The following is a 21,809-nucleotide window of genomic DNA, read 5'->3' on the forward strand; positions in this document are numbered from 1 at the left end:
ACGCACGACGCCCACAGCGCACGGGCCCCGGCACCGCGATCGCGGTGCCGGGGCCCGGTACTTTGCTCGCGCCACACGAACCGCTGTGGCCCGAGGAAACAGCGGCAGACCGGCTCGAAGCCCCTGGCGACGGGCCGGCCCGGAACCTCTCACGGCAGACCGGCCCGGACCTTCTAGCGACGGGCGTGGCGGCCGCGGCCCGGACGGTTCTGCGAGCCCGACGGGTCCTCCGACGGCGCCGACGGATCCCGGGGCGATCCCGACGGGTCCTGAGGCGGCGCGGAGGGGCCGTGCGGTCCGCCGTCCCCGCCGTACGGGTCACCGGCGGCGGGGGCCTGGGGCGTGCCGCCCCGCCCGTACGGGTCCTGCGGCGCCGCGCCGTCGTGCGGGCCCGGGTAGACCGGGGCACCGTCGCCGTAGGGCGCGCCGATGTCGCCGTGGGGGCTCTGAGGGCGGCCCTGCTGCCCGTACGCGCCAGGTACTCCCGGCGCCCCCGAGGCACCAGGGCTGCCCGGCGCGCCGTACCCCTGGCCGGGGCCGTAAGCGCCCGGAGGGTTGCCCGCGCCCGGGCCGTAAGACTGCTGGGGCCGGCCAGGACCGTGGCCATAGGGCGCGTTCGGGTCCTGGGGCCCGGGCCCCGGACGACCCGCGCCGTAGCCCGGCTGGGCATTCGGCTGGGCAGCACCCGGCTCCGGCGCGTACGCACCGCGCATGTTGTGGTTGCCGGGGTGCTGGGCGGGCCCGGGACCGTAACCCGGACCAGGACCCGGGTGGCCGTGGCCGTGGCCGTGGTCACCGGTGGGCGCGCCCGGCGCCTGGGGGTGCGCCTCGTCGGGCGCGGGCTCGGCGGAGGCCGCGGGCGCGGCGGAGGACGCGTCGTTCCCCGCGGAGCCCTTACCGCGGTTGCGCAGGTACTCGATCACGATCGGGACGACCGACAGCAGCACGATGCCGACGAGGATCAGCTCGATGTGCTCGTGGACGAAGTCGATCTGGCCGAGCGCGGCGCCCAGCAGGGTCACGCCGGCCCCCCACAGGGTGCCGCCGATGACGTTGAAGAGGACGAACGAGCCGTACCGCATCCCGCTCACGCCCGCGATGATCGGCGTGAACGTGCGGACGACCGGCACGAAACGAGCCAGCACCAGCGACTTGGGGCCGTGCTTCTCGAAGAACTCGTGGGCCTTCTCGACGTTCTCCTGCTTGAACAGCCGGGAATCCGGCCGCTTGAACAGCGCGGGGCCGACCTTTTTTCCGAACAGATAGCCCGCCTGGTCACCGAGCACCGCGGCCAGCACGATCAGCAGACACATCAGCCACAGCGGCATGTCCAGCTGGTCGGTCACGATCAGGAGGCCCGTGGTGAACAGCAGCGAGTCGCCAGGCAGGAAGAAGCCGATGAGCAGGCCCGACTCCGCGAAGACGATCGCCAGGATCCCGACCGGGCCGAACGTGTTGATCAGGAAGTCCGGATCCAGCCAGCTGGGTCCTAGTGCGAGGTTGGTCACGGGGGGCTCCTGATCAGGGGCGCGAGTTGGGGGCACCTCCCGGCCGGGGGCTGGGGGAGGGCGGCGCGGACAGCACACGGGCCGTATCGGACGCTACACGCTACCAACGCGCCCCCCTCACCCACCGTTCCCGACCACTCGATGCGCCAACGCGCGCTCACTCGATGCGCCAACGCGCGCTCACTCGGTGCGCGAGCGCGCGGCACGCGGGCGCCCCGAGCGCCACTCCGGAGAGCGGGTGCCCCGGAGCGCACGTGCGCGGCGGGAGCCCGGTCGGCGGGAGCCCGGTCGGCGGGTGCCCGGAGCACGGGCCCCCAGTCCGCAGGCACCCGACCCCGGGGGCCCAGTCCGCAGGCACCCGACCCCGGGGGCACCCGGCACGCAGGTGCCCACACCGCAGACACCCGGTCTGCGGGCGACCCGGCCCGCAGGCACGCGACCGGCAGGGCACGATCTGTCCGCACTCGGCCCACAGATGCCCAGTCCGCGGGCACCCGGTCTGCGGGCACCCGGCCCGCAGACACGCACCCGGGCCCGCGGGCACCCGGCGCGCGGCCCGAAGGCGGCCGGAGCAGGAGCGCGTACGGGGCGCTTCCCCCCTCCCGTACCCAGGGCCGCGGCCCTGGGGCTCGGAGAGCCAGGGCGCGCACCAGGCGCCGCGCAGCGCCCCAGGTACCCCAGGTGCCCCTCCCGTGATCCCCCACGCGGCGGGCCCACACGCCACGTGCCCGTACGGGCGTTCCCTCGGGGCCCGGTGCCCGCTAGCTTCCCTCTCACCGAGTCCGCGCGTCCGTATGCCGGACGCCCCACGGACATGGAGCACCACACGCCGAACAGCCGTTCCCCGAAAGGACCACGACTGTGTCCGTACCGCTCCGTTCCCGCTCGTCCCTCGGCTTCTTCCGCAAGAGATGCGCCAGTAACACCGTCGCCGCCGTCGCGGCGGCGGCCCTCGCGACACCGCTCCTCCTCGCCTCCACCCCGGCGGGTGCCGCCCCGCGCCAGCCCCCGCGTCCCCAACCCCATGCCCACCCCCTCCCGCATCCCCACCCGCGTCCGCACCCGGACGCGGCGAAGGAGGGCGACAAGCTCGCCAGGAAGCTGGTGCACCGCACCGGTGCGAAGGGGGCGCGCCGGCACCTGACGGCCCTCAGCGCGCTCGCGAGGGTCAGCGACGGCAACCGGGGCGCCGGATCCCGGGGGCACGACCGTTCGGCCGCGTACGCGGGCGCCCTGCTGAAGGCGGCCGGCTACAAGGTGGCGTTCCAGGAGTTCGAGTTCACGTTCCGCGAGACCCTCGCGGAGAAACTGACGGTGCTCGGGCCCGAGCAGCACGACGTCCCGCTCACGCTGATGACGTACACGAAGAGCACGCCAAAAGGGGGCGTGGAGGCGCCCGTGGCGGCGGTGCCCGTGGACGCGGACGGCTCCAGCGGTTGCGACGCGGCCGACTACGCGCAGGGCACGTTCGAGGGGCGGATCGCGTTGATCCAGCGCGGCTCGTGCTCGTTCGCGCAGAAGCAGGCGGCGGCCGCGGAGGCCGGAGCGGTCGGTGCCGTCATCTACAACAACGAGGACGGCGCGCTCAACGGAACCCTCGGCAGCCCCGACGACGCCCGCATTCCGACCGGCGGCATCACCCGGGCCGACGGTGAGGCGCTGGCACAGCAGGCAGGGAAGGGCGGGGTCACCGTCAATCTGGAGGTGCGCGAGTTCCAGGAGCAGCGCACGACGCACAACGTCCTCGCGGAGACCCGGGGCGGTGACGCGGACCATACGGTGATGCTCGGCGCCCACCTGGATTCCGTACCCGAGGGGCCCGGCATCAACGACAACGGGTCGGGCTCCGCGGGTGTCCTGGAGGCGGCGCTGCAACTGGCGAGGGCCGACCACAAGGGCAGGCACGCCAACAAGGTGCGTTTCGCGCTGTGGAGCGCCGAGGAACTGGGCCTGCTCGGCGCTGAACACTACGTGGAGCAGCTTCCGGAGGGTGAGCGCGGGAAAATCGCGCTCTATCTGAACTTCGACATGATCGCGAGCCCGAACTACGGGGTGTTCGCCTACGACGGCGACGACTCGGACGAGACCGGTTCGGGGCCGGGGCCGAAGGGTTCGGCGGCGCTGGAGAAGGACCTGGTGGACTTCCTCGCCAGCCGCGGACTCACGACGCGCGGCACCGACTTCGACGGCCGCTCCGACTACGGTCCTTTCATCGCGGCGGGCATTCCGTCGGGCGGCACGTTCACCGGTGCGGAGGGTGTGAAGACCGCGGAGGAGCAGAAGCTGTGGGGCGGCACGGCGGGTGACGCCTACGACGGCTGCTACCACCAGGCCTGCGACACCCTCGACAACATCGACATGCGCGCGTTCGACGCCAACGTGAAGGCGATCGCCAACGCCGTCGGCCACTACGCCTGGGACACCAGCGGGCTGCCCGACGGCACCGACCGGCCGGCCGACGCGCGGACGACCGCCACCCCGACCGGGCCTGCGTACGGCCCCTACAAGGGGGCGCGCCTGTTCCGCTAGTCGTCACACGCCACGTCCGGTCGCCCCGGGAGGCGCCGGGCGACCTCGGTGGCGTTTCGTTGTCCACAGGCTGTGGACAACGAAACGCCACGGCAGCCCGCCCACCCGGCGGTGGCGCGGGCTCGCACCGCCGCCCTCGCCGGGCCACTCACGTCCTGCCCGCTTTCCCCCCGCTTTACGGGTAGATCGTCCGGATTGCACCACGGTCGCGAGGCTGCGCCCGGTACCGGTGGCCCGGTAGGCTTTCCGTGTGATCTTCAAGCGAATCGGAAACGGGCGGCCGTACCCCGACCACGGCCGGGAAAGCACCCGTCAGTGGGCGGATGTGGCCCCGCGACCGGTGCGCCTTGACCAGCTCGTCACCACCAAGGGCCAGCTCGACCTGGAGACGCTTCTCGCCGAGGACTCGACGTTCTACGGCGACCTGTTCGCCCACGTCGTCAAGTGGCAGGGGGACCTCTACCTGGAGGACGGGCTGCACCGCGCCGTCCGCGCGGCCCTCCAGCAACGCCAGGTGCTGCACGCACGCGTGCTCGAACTCGACTGAGCGCCGTCCTGCTGCGCACGCATGGCCGGGCGGAGAGGCGTCCGTGTCCCCCGTTCGGGTGCGTGTCCTGACGAGTCGTTGATCATCTAGTAGGCAGTACTGCCTTTGGCCATTAGCCTGCGCACATGAGCATGCTCACTCCTCCGGGCCTGGGCGGGAAGTACCGCATCAGGGGCGACCGTTACCCACGGATGCGCAGGCCACGGCGGAGGGGGAGAGTTCTCGCGGTCTCGCTGTCGGGAGCGGCGGCCCTGGCCGTGCTGGGATGGGGCACGCTCCAGCTCGTCGACATCTTCTCCGCCGACGAGCCCGCCGGCGCCGCCGGCCAGCGCCACGCCAAGGCCGCCGACTGCGCCTCCCCGGCCGCAGCCGTCCGGCCCGGCGCCCGCGGCAGCGCGCACCTCCCGAAGCCCGGTGACGTCACCGTCAACGTCCTGAACGCCACCTCACGTACGGGCCTGGCCAGGGACACCGCCGACGAACTGGAGAAGCGCGGCTTCACCGTAGGCAAGGTCGCCAACGCGCCCGCGGGGCTCGCCAAGGAGATCAAGGGATCGGGTGTCCTCATCGGCGCCCCGGGCGCGGAGAACACGGCACGTCTGAAAACCCTCGCCACCCAGCTGAAGGGCGAGGAGATCCGCTACGACGAGCGGGACGGCGACGCGCTCGACCTCGTCCTCGGTGAGAAGTTCACCGAGCTGACCGAGGAGAAGGCCGCCACGGCCGCTCTCGCCGGACCGGCCGCACCCCGACCGTCCGCCTCGACGCCCCACGACCCCACCACCTGCTGAGCCGGAAACCGCCGCAAGGCGCATCCGCGAGGGGGGGGGACGGTGTCCGCGACGGGACGAGCTGCGTCCGACGGGACGGACGAGCGGTGGCCGTCCGGACGGACGGGCGGTGGCCGGGAGTGAGAACGCGGGGGCCCGCGAAGACGCGGCAGCGCGGCGCGAAGGTGCTAGCTCACCGTTCCGTACATGCGGTCGCCCGCGTCGCCGAGCCCCGGCACGATGAAGCCCTGTTCGTTGAGGCGCTCGTCCACCGAGGCGGTCACCACAGTGACCGGCGTCCCCGCGAGCTCGCGCTCCATGACGGCCACGCCCTCCGGGGCCGCCAGCAGGCAGAGCGCCGTCACGTCCTCGGCGCCGCGCCGGATCAGCTCCTGGATCGCGGCCACCAGCGTGCCGCCCGTCGCGAGCATGGGGTCGAGGACGTAGACCTGGCGCCCGGAGAGGTCGTCGGGCATGCGGTTCGCGTACGTCGAGGCCTGCAGGGTCTCCTCGTCGCGGATCATCCCGAGGAAGCCGACCTCGGCGGTCGGCAGCAACCTGACCATCCCCTCCAGCATCCCGAGCCCCGCACGGATGATCGGCACCACCAGGGGGCGCGGACGGGAGAGCTGCACGCCGGTCGTCCGGGTCACCGGCGTGGTGATTCCGACCTCCTCGACGCGCACGTCGCGGGTGGCCTCGTACGCGAGCAGTGTCACCAGCTCGTCCGCCAGCCGGCGAAAGGTGGGCGAGTCGGTGCGCGCGTCGCGCAGGGTGGAGAGCTTGTGCGCGACAAGGGGATGGTCGACGACGTGGGTCCGCATACTTCGACAGTATCCGAGGCCCCGCCCACCCGACCCCGCCGGGACCCCCGCCGGTCTCGACGCCGGTCTCGACGCCTGCCGCACCGCGAACGAGAGCCGGGGCGCGCAGGCGAACGAGAGCGGGGGGGCGCACGGGCGTACCACCGGCGCACCGGGGAAGGTGGCCAGGTACACCGGAGGTGTGCGTATGACACAGGCAGAAGCCGAGACGTCAGCCGAGACGTCGAAGCCCGTCCGGCAGCCACGGCGACGGGCCGGGGAGCCGGATCGCCAAGGCCGCCGTACCGACCGTGCGGAACAGCCGGACAGGGACAGGGCGGACAGGAAAGCCCCCACGGACACGGAGCGGCTACGCCGTCGAGCCCGCTTTCTCCGAGAGCTGAACGAGGCGAAGCAACTGCGCGAACGCGTCCACCCGCGCCGTTCGCGCGCCGCCCGAAGGCGCCGGCAGGCACTGCGGATGCGCACGTTCCGCTGGTGAGCCCGGCGCCTGTCCCACCGATGAGCCGGACGCGCACCCCGCCGGGGAGCGCCGAAACGCCTCGCGCCGGAACGCGCTCCGTGGGCTGCTCTGCGTCGCGAGTTGTCACAGTGAGTCGTCGCAGGCGGGGGCGCGGATGAACGTTCGGGCAACAGTCGGGCAAACAGCACGGCGACGCACTGTCGAAGACCCTTCGCACAGCCCGGGTTTCTGCCACGATGCCCGATGGGGCGGGGCACGGTCCTCGTCAGCACTCGGGCACCTCTTGAATCAGTGGGAGAGTCACGGTGTATTTCGCCGCGCTGCTCGCGCGCACCGAAGACGGGTGGGAAGCGAGCGACACAGAGCTTGACGATGTGGAGACCCTGGCCGACCTGGCCGACCTGGCCCGGGAGGCCACGACGGACGACGAGACAGTGCTGGTCTGCATCGAGCAGGAGGGGGAATGGTTCGGCGTCGTCCGCGTGGACGGTGAGGACGATCCGCGCGTCTACGTGTCCGACGCCGCGGCGGCGATGCGCAGTTCGTACGGTGAAATACTGCTGTCGGACGAGCTGCTGGGCCGCCAGCCGGAAGACCCCTCCGCGCTCGACCAACTCGTGGACCTGGACGGCACGGAAGAGGGGGAGCCGGAAGGCGCCGAGAACGACGACGAGGAGGCCGAGCGCACCGCCGTCGCCGACGCGGAAACCGCACCCGCCGGACCGCTGGGCGACCCGGACGTCCTCTCCGACCTGGGCATGGACGGCAAGGCGCTGCTCTCGCTCGTCCCCGAGGACGCGCTGGCCGAGGTCGCAGAGGCCCTCGGCTGTACGGACGTCCTGGAATCCGTGCGCTGACCGCGTCGGGCCGCGGCCCGACGCGGTGCCGGCCCGACACACACACGCATCCGGCCCAGGCCCGGCCCGGATGCGTGTGTGATCCCGGGCCGGGCCACGGCGCCGGGGGTCGCGTCCCGGGCGCGACACTGGACCCATGACCCCCGCACACGACGAGGCCGAACGGCCGGCGGACACGGCCCCCACCCCTCCCTCCTCCCCCGACCCGGTGCGCGACCGCTGGCGCGAGCCCATGAGGCTGGCCCTGACGGAGGCCGAACGGGCACCGGGAACGGGGGACGTGCCGGTCGGCGCCGTCGTCCTCGGGCCGGACGGCGCCGTACTCGGCACGGGGCACAACGCCCGCGAGGCGGACAGCGATCCGACCGCGCACGCGGAGGTCCTCGCCCTGCGCGCGGCGGCCGGGAAGCGGGGCGACAGCTGGCGCCTGACGGACTGCACACTGGTCGTCACCCTGGAGCCCTGCACGATGTGCGCAGGGGCCGCCGTGCTCTCCCGGGTGGCGCGCGTCGTCTACGGCGCCCCCGACACGAAGGCGGGCGCCGCCGGCTCCCTCTGGGACGCCCTCCGCGATCGCCGCCTCAACCACCGGCCGGAGGTCGTGAGCGGGGTACTGGCCGAGGAGTGCGCCACCCTCCTCACCACCTTCTTCCGCACCGCACCCCCCACACCCCCCGCGGGCCCTCCAACCGATTTCGACCCTGGGCCCTCAGTGGGCTAGAGTTCCTCTCGGTAGCGTGTCCGAGCGGCCGAAGGAGCTCGCCTCGAAAGCGAGTGAGGGGGCAACTCCTCCGTGGGTTCAAATCCCACCGCTACCGCTTGTGAGCAGGAAGAATGAAGGGCCGGACCCCACGCGGGGTCCGGCCCTTCGTCGTCGGGGTCTCAGTTGAGCTCAGGTGCCTGCTGGCAAAGACCTGACTCTGGGCGGAGCGGTTGTGGGTGGCAACTGACACTGCGCTGAGAAGAGTGCTGGCCCCGCCGATCAGCCTGTACAACGCATGCCCTTGACGTCCTTCAGGACCACTGGCGATCGATCGCTGCGTGCACGCCCGAGACTTCAGCCTGTTCTCCGTTCCTCTCAGCGTACGTGCTAATCAGAGAGTGAGCGATACAAGATTAATATGCTGCTCGCTTGGACAAACGCCGATCCTCCGAGAAGAAGGAAGATGCCTCCCTCCGGCTTGATCAGATGCGGCGGCAGACGAGGAAGCAGGGGCCGGGGAAAGCTTCAGGCCAGCGAACATGAAGTGGTTTCACCGCTTTCAAGGCTGGTTACATGCTGCGCCACACTTCTCTCCGCTCGATGCGTCCGAACCTATAGCAGCACGGATGTCAGACCTCTACACTTTGGGTGACCGATCCTTCGAACAGTGATCTTCGAGTAGAAGGAGCCAAGAGATGATCGATGAAGCGCAAATGCGCCTAACACACCAAATGCAATTAACGCAATGCTTGGCATCGTTCTGGTCGTCCTCGCACTTTGCTCTATCGCACAGCTATATGCCGAGTTCAGCATTGCGGCTCATTGGGAGGAAGCTCGGAAATCTGTCAGAGAACTCAGCTCGAACTCGCCCTGGCAGAGGAACGGCGCATTCTAGAGGCGAGGAATCTGACTCCACCTACCCAGGACCGGCAGGCTTCATACAAAGAGGACCTACCAAGTGAAATAGCCAGACTTCGAAAAGGGTCCACGCATTACCGGCACATACATCTGACGAGGCAGTGGGCGCTGTTCCTCCGTTCGGCAGCTGTTTCAGCGATCACAGCTTGGTATGACCCGCCACAGCCGGGAAAGGGAGCTCTCATCGCACTCGGTTTCGTCGTCACCCTCGTCACAGCAGCTGCCGGGTACATCAAACCACGGGAGCGAGCCTTCAATCTACAGCAGACCGCCGACAACATTGAGCAGCACGCCATCGCCCTAGAGTTGGGCATCGCCCCATACACGCTGGACGGCGAATCCAATCTTGTCCTCTTCGCCACTACCGTGGAAGGACTCCGAGCGGAGCAACGCGAGCGTGAGCAACAGCTCGACCAACCCCACCAGAACCAACGGGGGGTCGTATAGCCATCTGCTGATGGGTGCCCCCGGGAATGCAGCGACTCTGGTGGTTCTCAAGAGCACCCCCTACGCCACGGCTCGGCGCCCCCCGAGGCTGAGGGAGGGCCACGGAAGAGAGCAGGCCCCCGGAAGCAGCTGCGAAGAGGTACTGGATTGGGATTTCATGCACTGGATTAGGCAAAGTAGGCGTTGGTTGCGGCTGGAGATCGCACAAGAAGCACAAATGCGAGCCTTAAGGGATATTTTTCATAAAGCCCGCTCTCTTCCGATCGCTTCTGATCGAAAAGGGGATTTTCTGCGATGCGTGATGGCCGCCGCTAGGCGCGAATTGTTTGTGCGCCGCCGATTCTCCTACCTGGCTCATACTCCCTTACCGTTGGCGCTTATCATCCCGTGCGTCTTTCTCGTTTTTTTCGGTAACATCCGCCTACTCAGCTTTATCATGGCATCTGTATGGCTGCTTCTTCCAATCGTGATGTGGAGCGCACTGTCTCATAAAATCCTCAAAGCCCGTATCGCCTACGCGCTCACTTCTGCCCTAATGGTATTCATCGTTGCTGAGGCGTTTAGCGCGCCGAAGCTATACGCACCATGGAGTGGCCCGCTCTGGGCTTTCCTGTCGGTCGCATCCCTATTTGCCGGGTTGCTTATTTACGCGAGAATATGGTGGGCCTGCAGAGTCAAATCACTGGAAAGTGGATGCCACGATTTTGACTTAGTGGTCGTTGCTGGAGTCAGACTAGCCCACGCCATGAACGAGGAAAGAAACGACTTGGCCTCAACGTCAACTGCCCGTCGATGGTGCGGCATGCTAGAAGGTCTTGCGGTGGCCTCTGCCAGGGCATTGACTCTTCGCTCCCGCGCTGACCCCGGGGACGCTGCGATACGTCGGGAATTGCACGCGGACGGTTTGCGAGTAGCTCAGCTGATCCGCGTGCACAAGCATCGAGTGATCACAGCCAGAAGCGTCGATGACATTGACCTTATCGTGACGTCTCTCGTCGAGGGAACGTTCGCATTCGCTCTCAAGGACAGAGAAGCCCTGCTCGCCAATGCCCCAGAAGCACCTACCAACGTGCGCCAGCTGCGAGCAATTTTTTGGCGGGTTTTACCCGGCCTTTCATTCATCGGCCTAGCCTTCTTGCTACCAATATTCCCCATGGTCGCTGCACACCCGGAAGCAGCTCACGCGTTGCGGGTCGTATTCATCGGCATGGGTATTTCTCTTCTCGTCTCGTCAAGCCCAGAGCTTGCAGGGCGCGTGGGGGACGTCCTGAGTAAGGCAGTGCCATTCAAATAGGAGCCGGTTCCGCATAGATCAACGCGTAATGCCGAAGGTGAGCAGCCTGCGTGCAGGTCCGGTGAACTGTGCTGCGTGCCGCAGACAGCGTTGACGAGATGCTGGCCCTCGCCTGAGTCACATACGAGAACTTATGATGCGTAGCTATTCGCCTGTCTCTTACTGATCCGGGCGGATCTGTACCTCATAGACGATCTCCGCGTGTGCTGCCGGAACGATGATGTCGGCCGTCTCCACGGGACGTCCGTCCTGGTCGTGGTACGTCCGCTGAATGCGTGTGACCAGTGATCCGCGCTGCAGGCCAAGGAGTTGGGCCTCTTCTGCTGTGGCATGGCCGGGCTCGGGCTGTTCGACCGCGTGACTGACGTGGATGTCGATCGCGGCCATACGTTCCAGGACACCACGGCCGGCATGCGGTCCACCCTCGGGAAGGACAACGATCGTGCCGCCGGTCAGGGCGTAGGGCTCCCAACTGGTCGACAGTTGCACCGGCTTGCTGTCCGACAGGAACTCGTAACGGGTGCGAACGCAAAGATCGCCCTCACCGATACCGAGGCGAGCCGCGATTTCCGGCGGAGCTGGCACCTTCGCATCCGTGTGGTGCTCCCACGTGCTGTTCCGACCGAGAGCGGCCATGTCTGCGCGGAACGGTGAGCCGCCGCGGCATTCGCGGCTGAGCGAGCGGACCATGCGCATACGACGGCGAGGCTCCGCAACATACGTGCCCGAGCCCGCGCGGCCCTCCAGCAGCCCCTGGGAGATCAGCAGCTCCTGTGCTCTTCGGATGACGTTGTCGCCGACGCCGTACTCGGCGCCGAGCGTGACGCGGGAGGGAAGCCGGTCGCCGGGTGACCAGTCACCGTCAGCGATGCGCTGCCGGAACAGGTCGGCGATGCGGAGATAGGGCGGCTGCTCAGGCATGTGGAAAATCTAGTCCACTAGCTCTAACCTAGTTAACTAGCTTTACTCCACGTGACCAACCCGTGGCGGAGGATCGTCATGCCTCAACCCGTTCTGAGAGCGCGTTCGATCGCAGCTCGGCTCTTGGCCATCGGCCTCAAACCGCGCATCAGGCGGGGCCACGCTGGCTTTCGAGTCGAAGTGACCCCGCCCGTTGGGCCGAGTGCTGCCCAGTGGACGGCACTCCTGGCCGCGTTGGAGCAAGGCGACCAGTTCGGGCTCCGCACCGACGGTGCTTCCACCGTCGCGTGGGCCCTCGTCCTCTCCGAGGATCCGACCTCGCCGACCAAGCGGGGCACGGATCCGCAGCCGTAAGGAGCTGCGTCGTGCGCCCCTACCACCAAGCGTTGCTCACACTGCTACGCCAACGACCGAGCCGCCACACACCACCCGCCCAGGTGGACAAAGCCCGCCAGCTCCCGGCTCGGCGTCATCCCTGCGTCATCTCCCCGGGCAGTCGCTTCCACTGCCCGGACGCCTGGCGCCCGCTCCTCGTCCCGGCTACTGACGGCCCTCTCGTTCGACCGTTCTTCCTCGCCCACGAAGCCCGCACCCTCCAAGGCGCTGGGGCCGTCGGTGGTGAACGCCCGTGAGCTATCGCTCCACTGACTGTCACCTGGGTCGACACGGAGCCTGCCGACATGCCCACGCCCGCAAAGGCCATCCCGGCGTGACGTTCGAAGCCTGCGACTGCGCGTGCCACCTCCAGCCCACCCAGATCCGAGCCCCACGGGACAAGCCGCTCCAAGCCCGCTCCGCCCAACAGGTCGCCATCGAAGTAAGCGCCGGCGAGCTGAAGACCGGCGACGTGATCCAGGTCGGCGGCCGTTCGATGGCCGTGGCGGACCTTCGGCACATCACTGGTGGCGCGAAGCACATCGGCTTCCAGACCGGCGATGCCCTCACCATCACGCCCAGCACGACGCTGGTCGTCTTCCGCACAGTAGAAGGGGGAAGGACTCCACATGCTGATCTACGACCGTGACGCCGTGCCCACGCCTTCGTCGCCGGAGTTGCGTCTTCTCCCGTGGGCCACCGAAACGGGGAAGCCCTGCTACCTGAACGGCAACCCCGGGTCTCCCCTCTCTCTGTACGCCGATGCAGTGGAAGACGCCCACCTCATCAACGGTGACCGTGCCCTCAAGCGTGCCGTCCAGCTTCTCGACGCGATCGCCGCCTCGGAGGACTCAGAGCAAGAGGGCGGAGAGGCGGACAGTGCCGTCCAGGCGCTCCGGGACACCGTGACCGCCCTCAGCAACGCGCTCCGGATCGCTGACAGCCGCGAAGCCCGGTTGATGGACGAGGATGGCGATGCTACCTGCCCTCAGCACGTTGAGAGGGAGATGGGGGCGGCGGCCCCTTTCTACCAGCAGAAGCCTTCGGCTGAGCGAGCATCAGCATCGCCCGTGCAGGGTCTCAGTTCGGGTCTCATTCAGGGCCGTCCGGCAGCGTTCGCCGAGGCCCACCACCACCGCCCCGCACAGCCCACGAACGCCCCTGAACGACCACGCACAACCCCCTCACCACCCCGAACAGACCTCGAAAGCGAGTGAGGGGGCAACTCCCCCGTGGGTTCAAATGCCACCGCTACCGCTCTGAGCAGGAAGAATGAAAGGCCGGACCCCACGCGGGGTCCAGCCCTTCGTCGTGTCCGTCTCAGTTTCTGTCTCAGCTGTTGCCTGAGTCGGCCCGGCCAGGGTCGATAGCACCACCCAAATCCCTCTGCGATCTTGAAGGTCCACGCAGATTCCGGGGAGGAGTGCGTCTCCTCCCCCATTTCTATGCAGCCCTGCAAGCCCTTCGATCTGAGCCGATGGCGAGGGGACTGGCCACATGTAGCCGGTCCCCTTACGACCTTGGGTGCAATGGAGAGCTGGGCAGGCCGGCCTGAGGGTCCGGCCGGTGGGGGGGTTCAGCAGGCCGTCGCGGGCGGGCACCAGGCCGGTGGCGATCGGGTACCTACTGGTCGAGGCGCCCGACCGGCTGACGCAGGATGGTCTTCAGCTTCTCGGGGGCGGTCTTGCGCGGATCGCTGAGGTAGATCTCGTGGTGCAGGCCCGTTGGCCGCAGACCGTTGGCGGCGAGGTAGGCGTGGTGGAGTTCATGCAGCACGGGTGCCTCATCGTCGTAGGAGCCGATGTGCAGCACTTGGGCGCTGGGGCCTTCGTGGAGGGCGAGGTGTCGGACCTGGGAGATCGTGGGGAGCTTCTTCTTGGCCAGCGCGGTCTGCTTGGCGTCCTCGATCATCTCCTTGTTGATCCAGGTGGGCATGGTGAGGAGCATGGTCCAGTTCCAGCTGTCCTTGGCTCCGCTGGTGAAGGCTTCGGGCGTATCCGCCCACCACAGCCCTTCCAGTGGAGCGACGACGAAATCGCCGTCCGCCGTGTGCTTGCCGGCGAACTTGAGGGTGTAGGCGACCGCGTAGAGGGCCTCGACCGCCCTGGCACAGGCGGGCGCCGTGTTGGGGTTCCCTGTACCGTCGATGGCGAGAAACTGCTGCTCGGGAACGTCCACGACGGCCCACGCCGTGTTCTTGGGTGCATAGAACTCTTTCCGCTCCCGCTTGACGTCGTACGCGGCCATGGGTGTCTCACTTCTCCTGGAAGAGGCGCATCGCCCGGTGATACCCGTGTACGGCTTCGGGGCAGCCGAGCCGGACTGACGAGCTGTCAGTGGTAGGCGGCACGATCGGGGGATGTGACCTCTGACCTGAATCGTGCCGCGCTGTCTCATCCTGCCTTCACCGGGATCTCCCGCCAACACTTCGCCGAGCTCATCTTCGAGCTGGCGCCGCGTTGGGAGGGGCCCCGGGAATCCGACCGCACCGAACGCCGCGGCGGCCGGCGTCGGCGAGCGGCCGGTGCGGCGTGGGCCCTCGTCCCCAACGAGGGCCCCCTGCGTCTCCGGCGCAGCGAGCGGATCCGCAGCCATAAGGAGCCGCAACCATGCGCGACCACCTTCGCCGAGTATGCGGCACGCTTCTGTGTCGGCCCTTCGGCCCAGCAGGCCCTACCAGGACAACGCCCCCTGAGCGTTTCCGTCCGCGCCCCCGTGCCGCGCCCGCTCTTCGCACTGGTGGCCACCTCTCACCCCAGTCTTCGACGACGGCGCGCTCGTACGTCCGTACGTCCTGGCGCACGAAGCTAGCTCGCACGCGGGGGGCCGCACTCTCTCCACTTCCGCTCGGCGATGAGCGGAAGTGAGCGACAGCTCTCCCGCGGGCGAGCTCGGTCGGCACCACGAGTGCCGTCGTGAGCAGGATGAACGAGGGCCCCGACCGGTGACGGTCGGGGCCCTCTTCGTTTTCTCTCGGCGGCGACCAACGCGGCGGGTCACGTCGTCGAGGACGCGAAGTCCCGACACGCTGGGCACTCGCGGACCACGGGGTGGGAACAGTCCAGGACGTGATCGAGGAAGGCCGCGGTCTGTTCGAGTCGGGCGCGTTGCCGGTCGATCGCGTCGCGTTGCTGCGCGATGAGGTGTCTGCGGTCTTCTCGCCGGCCGTTCAGCAGCTGGGCGATCACGTTCAGCGGCAGGCCGGCCTGCCGGCACTTGACCGCGATCGAGAGCGCGTCCAGCAGCTCCGGATCGTAGCGTCGGGCATCGCCCGCGGTGCGATGCGGGGTGATCACCCCCTCGGCCTCCCAGTGCCGAAGGAGGTGCGTGGAGACCCCGAGACGTGCAGCCGCCTCGCCGATTCGCAGGAGCTGAGTGCGCATGGACTCATGGTCCTTGACTTCGTGTCGACGCGAACTTCTACCGTCCACCGCGTGCGAATCCACGAACTCAACTGCGGAACTCTCGACGTCCCCGGTGGGGAAGCCGTCTTCGGGGTGCCCCGCTTCGTCTGCAGATGTCTCCTGATCGAGCTGGAGGACCGGCTCGTCGTCGTGGACACCGGGATCGGGCGCGGAGATATCGAGTCCCCCGAGCTTCGCCTGGGGAGGGACTGGATCGCGCAGGTCGGTCCGGCTCTCGATCCCGGCGAAACGCTGATCGCCCGTGTCGTCGCGCTGGGTTTCGCTCCAGGGGACGTCTCCGACGTGATCTTGACCCATCACCACCGCGACCACGTCGGCGGGCTCTCCGACTTCCCCTCGGCCCGGGTCCACACCACGAGCGCCTGCCGCTCCGCCGTCGAGGAAGGCGAGGGACGTGTTATCCCCGCGCAATGGGCGCACGGCGTGGTGTGGGCTCCCGCGCCCGTTCCCGCCGCTGACTGGCGGGGACAGGCTTCCTGGACACTCGACGGTCTCCCGGCCTCGATCCGTCTGGTCGCGCTGTCCGGCCATTCCCCGGGACATGCCGGGGTACTCGTCGACGACGCCCTCGGGGGCCGGGACCTGCTGCACATCGGCGACGCGGTCCACCATCACGCACAGCTCACCTGCACGGCGCCGCCCGCGGTCGAAGCGTTCGCCGCCGCCACACAGCACGACGAAACCGCCAGGCTCCACACGCAGCGGCTGCTGGCCAAGCTCGCCGGCGAGGGGACGGTGCGTCTGGTCAACTCGCACGACCCCGATCCCGATGTCGGCGCCGATCCTGTCTTCGGCGCCGGCCCTGGGACCGACTCCGGCCCGGATCGCGATGCTGTACCCGTCAGCCAGTCCCGGAAACCACTCACCGCCCGGCACGTCGGTGCCGGCCAGCGCTGATCCCGGTGATGCAGCGCCACCTGATCCAGCGCGGCCTCAACCGCGCCGCCGAAGTCCGCTAGGCCGTTTCGTTCGGATCACCGAACCCTTGGCATGTGAGGGCGCTCGTCGAGTTCGGCGCCTCCGACGGCCTCTGTAGCCTGGTGGCGCTGGAGTCGGGGGGAGCTGACCGTGGAGAACGTTCTGTCCGTGGCCATCGGGGCCGCTATCGGCCTCATAGGGGCAGTGTTCGGTTCGTGGTTCACCGCGCGCCGACAGGACCGCATGTGGCTCCGGGAACAGAAGCTCAAAGCCGGGATCGGCTTCAACACGGCCGTAGTTCAGCTACTGGACCACCTGAAGGAAACACAGCTGAGTGACGACGGTCTCGGAGCCAACGAGCTGGCGAACCAGATGCAGGAGGCACGCTCAGCCCTCTACCTGCTCTGTGCGAGCGACACCGTCGATCTCGCCGATGCTCTCGCGCGCAGGGTCTGGAGTACCCGGCCCACCGACGGCAGGGACGACCGCCGGGCCGAGTTCCGAGAGACGTTGGACCTCCTGCGTCGCTTCACCCACCGGCTCCGGCAAGAAATCGCCAGATTATAGTCCCCATTGGATCACCGGGCGGACCGGAGGAAGATGCCTGCGATGTGGAGTCCGGCCAGGTAGATGGTGGCGGTCTTCTCGTATCGAGTGGCGATGCCCCGCCACTGCTTCAAGCGGTTGATACACCGCTCGGCGGTATTGCGCTGCTTGTAGGCGTCACGATCGAAGGCCGGTGGTCTGCCGCCTCGGCTACCGCGACGGAGTCGGTGACCCTGCTGGTCGGCCGGGACGGGGATCACCGCTCGGATGCCGCGCTTGCGCAGGTGCTCGCGGATCGCGCGGGAGGAGTATGCCTTGTCGGCCAGGACCGCGTCCGGCCTGGTCCGGGGGCGTCCGCGGCGCCTGGAAAGGCGCAGGGGGCCCTTTTTTGCAGGCCCCGGCGGCGTGCTGGTGGGCCCGCACGATGGTGGAGTCCACCGAGACGGCCCAGTTCAGGTCGTCCTCGGTGTCGGCCTGGGCCATCAGCGTCGTGAACACCCGCTCCCAGGTGCCGTCGATGGCCCACATCCGCAGCCGGTTGTAGACGCCTCGCCAATTGCCGTACTTCTCCGGCAGGTGGACCCACTGCGTTCCGGTCTGGAACTTGAAGGCGATGGCGTCGATCACCTCGCGGTGATCCCTCCACCGGCCACCCCGTTGCGGCGTCCGGGCCGGGAGTAACGGCTCGATTCGCGCCCACTGCGCGTCAGTCAACGGCACATCCGGACCAACGACCGGCTGATCCAAACGAAACTGCCTAGCCGTCGACATCCAGGGCCGTCCCGTACAGCTGCTCGGCCCTGAGCCGGATGACGAGTCTGCGCTCGGCGACCAGTTGCTTGAGGAAAGCGTCCTCGTTCTCCGGCTTTGCGGGCATGACCGTCAGCAGCTCCCGTCCCACCGCGTCGCCGGGAATCGTCGTGAGCTCGGAAGCCTCTGCAACGCCCTCTGCAACACCCTCTGCAACACCCTCTGCAACGGCGAACGACCACACGTCGCCGCCCGGTACGTGCAGCGCCGCGCGCGGGTCGCGCTGCACGTGTTTGACCTTGATGCGGTCGGCCGTGGTGGAGAGTCGAACGATGCGGGCTTGGGGGTCCCAGCTGTAGGCATGGTGGTCACGTGCGGGTGGCCCACTCCCCTGCCCCCGCTCCTGCCCTTGTGCCTGCACCGTCGCCGCAGGTGGTCGCATGCGGGGCGGGCGGGCTGTCGCCCGCCCGCCCCGCACCGGGCTGTTACACGGTGCGGACAGATTCCCGTGAACAATCCCCGTCGGGCCGTCATCACAGTGAATGTACCGACAAGCGAACCCGGCCGGGGACCCCCGCGGAAGTGGGCGGCCGTGCCGCATCGACACCTGTGGGGGAACCTCGTGAAGACCGCTCGTACGCGCCGTACTTTCCGATCCGCCGGCCTCGTCGCCGTCGCTGCCGCCGCCGCGTTCTCGCTGACCGCCTGCCAGGACGGGGGCGGCAAGGACGACGACGCCGGCTCGTCGTCCTCGTCGTCCTCCTCGGCGGCGGCCAAGGACTCGCAGGCCGGAAAGTCCGACTCGGACGGTTCCGGCTCCGCGGGTGACGGCAACCCGGACAACGGGAACGGGCACGGCGGCGACGGCAACGCCCACAGGGGGCAGGGGGGCGACGGGAACGCCGCTCTGCGGGCCGAGGCGGGTACCGGGGGCGCGAAGGCGGCATCGGGGGGCGTGAAGCGGTCGGCGTGCGACGTCGGTTCTGTCCAGGTCAGGCTCCAGCCGACCGGCGGTTCCGCGCCGGTCATCCTGCTCAAGGCCACCAACAAGGGCGACGACCGCTGCGACCTGTACGGCTACCCCTTCGTCGGCTACCCGGGCGCCCAGGCACCGATCAAGGCCGGCGGCGGACAACCGCAAGCCGTGGTCTCCCTGGAGCCGGGCACCTCCGCCTACGCGGCGCTCAGCCTGGAGGAAGGCGACGGCGCGAACACGCACCGCGAGAAGGAACTCACCGTGGAGCTGGCCAACCGCGACCAGAACGGCACCGGCTCCACCGCCACCGTCAACGCACCCGAAGGCGCCGGCCTCGCACTGAGCGACAACTCCACCGTCTCGTACTGGAACACCACCCCCGAACTGGCCCTGCAGTAAGCGAACCAACCCCACAGTAGGGCGTTTCGGGGGAGCTCGCCGGATTTTTCCGGCGCCGCGCGGTCATCGCTTCACCGCTGCCGTGGAAGACATACAGCGAGTGGCGGAGCGTCATCCACTTCTAGAGGTACGAGGAACGATGCACATCTCCTTCTTGATCTTCAGCGCGTACGGGATGGGAGGAACGGTCCGCACCACCTTCAACCTGGCGCAGGCACTCGCCGAGCAGCACGAGGTGGACGTCGTCTCGGTCTTCCGCTACCGGGACAGGCCGTTCTTCGAACCGGACAACGGCGTACGGCTGTCGTCACTGGTCGACATGCGCCGGCACAGGCCCACCTTCGACGGCGACGATCCCGAACACGCTCGCCCCGCCCGGGTTTTCCCCGCAGCCGACGGCCAGTACAAGCAGCACAGCGCGCTGACGGACCGCAAGATCGGTGAGTACCTGAGCAGCACAGAGGCGGACGTCGTCGTCGGCACGCGGCCCGGACTCAACGTGCACGTGGCCCGGCAGACGCGCCGTGGCCCCGTGCGTCTGGGGCAGGAGCACCTCACGCTCGCCACACACTCCGCGCGGATGAAGCGCCTGCTGCGTCGCACCTATCCCCGGCTGGACGCGGTCACGACGGTGACCGAGGCCGACGCCCGCGACTACCGCGCCACCCTGCGGCTGCCCGGCGTGCGCGTCGAGTCGCTGCCCAACAGTGTGCCCGAGCCGGACGTCGCTCCTGCGGACGGCAGCAGGAAGTGGGTCGTCGCCGCGGGCCGGCTCGCCCCGGCCAAGCGGTACGACGTGCTCATACGCGCCTTCGGCGAGGTCGTCCGCGAACGTCCGGACTGGGGCCTGCGCATCTACGGTCACGGCCGCGAGGCGGACAAGCTGCGGAAGCTCATCGACGAACTCGGCCTCTACAACCACGTCTATCTGATGGGCTCGGCCAACCCCATCGAGGCCGAATGGGTGAAGGGTTCGATCTGCGCGGTCACCTCGAGCCTCGAGTCGTTCGGCATGACCATCGTCGAGGCGATGCGGTGCGGTCTGCCGGTCGTGGCCACCGACTGCCCGCACGGTCCCAAAGAGATCATCCGCGACGGTGTGGACGGACTTCTGGTCCCGACGGGCGACGTGCAGGCGATCGCCGGCGGGCTGCTCCGTCTCATCAACGACGAAGGACTCCGCACACGGATGGGCAAGGCGGCGCACAGCGCGTCGGCACGGTTCGACCCCTCACAGGTGGCCGCCCGGTACGAGGAACTGATGACCTCGCTGGTCAACCGGCGGTCCGGCACGCTGCACCGGGCCCGCGGCACCCTCCTGGGCGGGGCGTACGCGGCCAGGGAAGCGGCTCGGCTGGGAGTGAAGTACGCCCTGGAAGGAGCACGGACATGACTCTCGCACTCTTCGGCACCTCTCCGAGCGGCGTACCCCCACGGGGCGTGTCCCCGCACGGCGTGCCCCCAAGCGGCGCGTCCCCACGCGGCGCGGCGGTGGCAGCTCCGCCGCTGGAGGTCACCTCTCCCTCCGTACCCGAACTCCCCGTATCGGAGATCTCCGTACCGGAGTCCTCCGTACCCGAGGCCCCCGTACGCGCGGTCCCGGCGCCGGAAACCCCCGTCCCCGAGGTCCACCACCCGCGCGTCGACTGCACGGCCGACAGCACCGTGGGGCTCACCTTCACGGTGCGGCTCTTCGGCAAGGACGCCAAGGAGATCGCGGCCTCGAAGGTGCCGGAGTCCGCGGCCGTGCTCCTGCGCCTGCGCCACCAGCACGGCCCGGACGCCTCCCTTCGGCTGCCGCTGAGCCCCCTCGCGGCGGACGGCAGGCTGCGCGCCACCCTGCCCAGCACCACGCAGCTGCCCGAGGGGCGCTGGGACGCCTATCTCTCCCTTGCCGATGAGGAGCCGCAGCGACTGCTTCCCGGGGTGCACGATCTGCGTTCCCTCGTCGGCGGCGGCTCGCCCTCCGACGCGCACGCGTGGCTCGGCGTACGCATTCCCTACACGACCAAGAACGGCAATCTCGCCATCCGTGCGTGGCTGCGCAGACCGCACGCGGAGGCGGGGACGTTGCGGGTGGAGGACGGCGCCATGGTGCTGCAAGGGAGGCTCTACGGGGCGCGGCTCACCGCCACCGCGTGTCTGGAGGCGCTCCCCCGCGACACAGCGGCATCCCCCGTGCGCGTACCGGTGCGCCCGGACAGCGAGGCGGACTCCGATCCGGAGAGGGCCCCTGAGCGCCCGGAAACCGTCTCCGAGGCCCCGGAGAGGGCCCCCGAGGGCCTGGAGGGGGAGCCCGGCGGCGCCGACGCACACCACGCGGCACGCGACTTCACCGTCGAGCTGCCCTTCGCGTCCCTGCTGCCCGGCCACCAGGCCTGGGATCTGTGGCTGCGGCCTTCCGCGGACGAGGAGCCCGTTCGTCTCGCACGGATCCTCGACGACATCCCCGACAAGAAGCGCATCTTCACCTACCCGTCGCGGCGCGTGACCGACCGCGACGGTGCGCTCCACTCGGTGAAGCCGTACTACACGATCAACAACAACCTCTCGGTGCAGGTGAGCACGGAGGACAAGCAGGCGGCGGGGTGACGGTCGCCGGAGAGGGGGTGACCGTCCCGCACCGTCGGTGACCGGAC

General features: G+C 68.9%; 21 protein-coding genes, 1 tRNA gene and 2 pseudogenes. 17 read left to right on the forward strand and 7 right to left on the reverse strand.

From position 1 onward, the window contains the following. Window positions 1-173 precede the first annotated feature (173 nt). The gene (locus MMF93_RS15805; RefSeq protein WP_242752005.1) at window positions 174-1,508 is read right to left on the reverse strand and encodes a DedA family protein; all 1,335 of its coding nucleotides are present in this window, start codon (window positions 1,506-1,508) and stop codon (window positions 174-176) included. An 861-nt stretch (window positions 1,509-2,369) separates the two neighbouring features. Here MMF93_RS15805 and MMF93_RS15810 point away from each other — a divergent pair. The 3 genes from MMF93_RS15810 (at window position 2,370) to MMF93_RS15820 (ending at window position 5,375) form a co-directional block, all read left to right on the forward strand. After that, a complete protein-coding gene (locus tag MMF93_RS15810) occupies window positions 2,370-4,037 on the forward strand; it encodes a M28 family metallopeptidase (protein ID WP_242752007.1) in 1,668 nt (555 codons plus the stop codon). Window positions 4,038-4,287: 250 nt separating this feature from the next. Next, window positions 4,288-4,584 carry a type II toxin-antitoxin system VapB family antitoxin gene (locus MMF93_RS15815; protein WP_003999914.1) on the forward strand — a complete coding sequence of 99 codons (297 nt, stop codon included), beginning with the start codon at window positions 4,288-4,290 and terminating at the stop codon, window positions 4,582-4,584. A gap of 125 nt (window positions 4,585-4,709) precedes the next feature. Then, window positions 4,710-5,375, forward strand: coding sequence for a LytR C-terminal domain-containing protein (locus tag MMF93_RS15820; protein ID WP_242752009.1), 666 nt, complete (start codon window positions 4,710-4,712; stop codon window positions 5,373-5,375). A gap of 167 nt (window positions 5,376-5,542) precedes the next feature. On the opposite strand, the gene upp is transcribed toward MMF93_RS15820, so the two are convergent. Beyond that, on the reverse strand, window positions 5,543-6,178 hold the full coding sequence (gene upp / locus MMF93_RS15825) for a uracil phosphoribosyltransferase (RefSeq protein WP_242752011.1): 636 nt from the start codon (window positions 6,176-6,178) through the stop codon (window positions 5,543-5,545). 187 nt (window positions 6,179-6,365) lie between these two features. On the opposite strand from upp, the gene MMF93_RS33715 reads away from it, so the two are divergent. The 6 genes from MMF93_RS33715 to MMF93_RS15845 all read left to right on the forward strand — a co-directional run bounded on the left by MMF93_RS33715 (window position 6,366) and on the right by MMF93_RS15845 (window position 10,860). After that, window positions 6,366-6,659, forward strand: a complete 294-nt coding sequence (locus MMF93_RS33715; RefSeq protein WP_423835447.1) for a hypothetical protein — start codon at window positions 6,366-6,368, stop codon at window positions 6,657-6,659. Window positions 6,660-6,946: 287 nt separating this feature from the next. Then, window positions 6,947-7,498 (forward strand): tRNA adenosine deaminase-associated protein, encoded by a 552-nt coding sequence (locus MMF93_RS15830; protein WP_242752013.1) that lies wholly within the window; start codon window positions 6,947-6,949, stop codon window positions 7,496-7,498. A gap of 136 nt (window positions 7,499-7,634) precedes the next feature. Continuing rightward, window positions 7,635-8,219 carry a tRNA adenosine(34) deaminase TadA gene (gene tadA, locus MMF93_RS15835; protein WP_423835448.1) on the forward strand — a complete coding sequence of 195 codons (585 nt, stop codon included), beginning with the start codon at window positions 7,635-7,637 and terminating at the stop codon, window positions 8,217-8,219. Between the two features lie 10 nt (window positions 8,220-8,229). Further along, a tRNA-Ser gene (locus MMF93_RS15840) sits at window positions 8,230-8,316 on the forward strand. Window positions 8,317-9,023: 707 nt separating this feature from the next. Beyond that, window positions 9,024-9,566 carry an SLATT domain-containing protein gene (locus MMF93_RS33720; protein WP_423835449.1) on the forward strand — a complete coding sequence of 181 codons (543 nt, stop codon included), beginning with the start codon at window positions 9,024-9,026 and terminating at the stop codon, window positions 9,564-9,566. Window positions 9,567-9,753: 187 nt separating this feature from the next. Continuing rightward, window positions 9,754-10,860 (forward strand): hypothetical protein, encoded by a 1,107-nt coding sequence (locus MMF93_RS15845; RefSeq protein WP_242752015.1) that lies wholly within the window; start codon window positions 9,754-9,756, stop codon window positions 10,858-10,860. 159 nt (window positions 10,861-11,019) lie between these two features. On the opposite strand, the gene MMF93_RS15850 is transcribed toward MMF93_RS15845, so the two are convergent. After that, window positions 11,020-11,781, reverse strand: coding sequence for a GntR family transcriptional regulator (locus MMF93_RS15850; protein ID WP_242752017.1), 762 nt, complete (start codon window positions 11,779-11,781; stop codon window positions 11,020-11,022). A 180-nt stretch (window positions 11,782-11,961) separates the two neighbouring features. Here MMF93_RS15850 and MMF93_RS15855 point away from each other — a divergent pair, with 180 nt between their 5' ends. From MMF93_RS15855 to MMF93_RS15865, 3 genes are all read left to right on the forward strand, one after another. After that, entirely contained in the window at window positions 11,962-12,135 is a 174-nt protein-coding gene (locus tag MMF93_RS15855; protein ID WP_242752019.1) for a hypothetical protein, read from the forward strand. Between the two features lie 355 nt (window positions 12,136-12,490). After that, window positions 12,491-12,805 carry a hypothetical protein gene (locus MMF93_RS15860; RefSeq protein ID WP_242752021.1) on the forward strand — a complete coding sequence of 105 codons (315 nt, stop codon included), beginning with the start codon at window positions 12,491-12,493 and terminating at the stop codon, window positions 12,803-12,805. Then, on the forward strand, window positions 12,786-13,373 hold the full coding sequence (locus MMF93_RS15865) for a hypothetical protein (RefSeq protein ID WP_242752023.1): 588 nt from the start codon (window positions 12,786-12,788) through the stop codon (window positions 13,371-13,373). Before MMF93_RS15860 ends, MMF93_RS15865 begins: the two co-directional genes overlap by 20 nt. 406 nt (window positions 13,374-13,779) lie before the next feature. Here MMF93_RS15865 and MMF93_RS15870 read toward each other — a convergent pair whose 3' ends face one another. Then, window positions 13,780-14,403, reverse strand: coding sequence for a GyrI-like domain-containing protein (locus tag MMF93_RS15870; protein ID WP_242752025.1), 624 nt, complete (start codon window positions 14,401-14,403; stop codon window positions 13,780-13,782). Window positions 14,404-15,152: 749 nt separating this feature from the next. Next, window positions 15,153-15,539, reverse strand: a complete 387-nt coding sequence (locus tag MMF93_RS15875) for a MerR family transcriptional regulator (protein ID WP_242752027.1) — start codon at window positions 15,537-15,539, stop codon at window positions 15,153-15,155. 51 nt (window positions 15,540-15,590) lie between these two features. On the opposite strand from MMF93_RS15875, the gene MMF93_RS15880 reads away from it, so the two are divergent. Continuing rightward, window positions 15,591-16,478, forward strand: coding sequence for an MBL fold metallo-hydrolase (locus tag MMF93_RS15880; RefSeq protein WP_242752029.1), 888 nt, complete (start codon window positions 15,591-15,593; stop codon window positions 16,476-16,478). 171 nt (window positions 16,479-16,649) lie between these two features. Further along, window positions 16,650-17,066, forward strand: coding sequence for a hypothetical protein (locus MMF93_RS15885; protein ID WP_242752031.1), 417 nt, complete (start codon window positions 16,650-16,652; stop codon window positions 17,064-17,066). A gap of 11 nt (window positions 17,067-17,077) precedes the next feature. On the opposite strand, the pseudogene MMF93_RS15890 reads toward MMF93_RS15885, so the two are convergent. After that, window positions 17,078-17,816: pseudogene (locus tag MMF93_RS15890) on the reverse strand (IS5 family transposase). Next, a pseudogene (locus MMF93_RS15895) lies at window positions 17,803-18,329 on the reverse strand (pyridoxamine 5'-phosphate oxidase family protein). The pseudogenes MMF93_RS15890 and MMF93_RS15895 overlap by 14 nt, the downstream one beginning before the upstream one ends. 88 nt (window positions 18,330-18,417) lie before the next feature. On the opposite strand from MMF93_RS15895, the gene MMF93_RS15900 reads away from it, so the two are divergent. The 3 genes from MMF93_RS15900 (at window position 18,418) to MMF93_RS15910 (ending at window position 21,762) form a co-directional block, all read left to right on the forward strand. Then, window positions 18,418-19,170: a DUF4232 domain-containing protein gene (locus MMF93_RS15900; RefSeq protein ID WP_242752033.1), complete on the forward strand. Its 753-nt coding sequence runs from the start codon at window positions 18,418-18,420 to the stop codon at window positions 19,168-19,170. A gap of 139 nt (window positions 19,171-19,309) precedes the next feature. After that, complete coding sequence (locus MMF93_RS15905; RefSeq protein ID WP_242752035.1) at window positions 19,310-20,563, forward strand: glycosyltransferase family 4 protein; 1,254 nt, start codon at window positions 19,310-19,312, stop codon at window positions 20,561-20,563. Continuing rightward, entirely contained in the window at window positions 20,560-21,762 is a 1,203-nt protein-coding gene (locus MMF93_RS15910) for a hypothetical protein (protein ID WP_242752037.1), read from the forward strand. Before MMF93_RS15905 ends, MMF93_RS15910 begins: the two co-directional genes overlap by 4 nt. Window positions 21,763-21,809 lie beyond the last annotated feature (47 nt).

The sequence above is a fragment of the Streptomyces tubbatahanensis genome (genome assembly GCF_022699385.1).
In the GTDB taxonomy this organism is placed as follows: Bacteria; Actinomycetota; Actinomycetes; order Streptomycetales; family Streptomycetaceae; genus Streptomyces; species Streptomyces diacarni.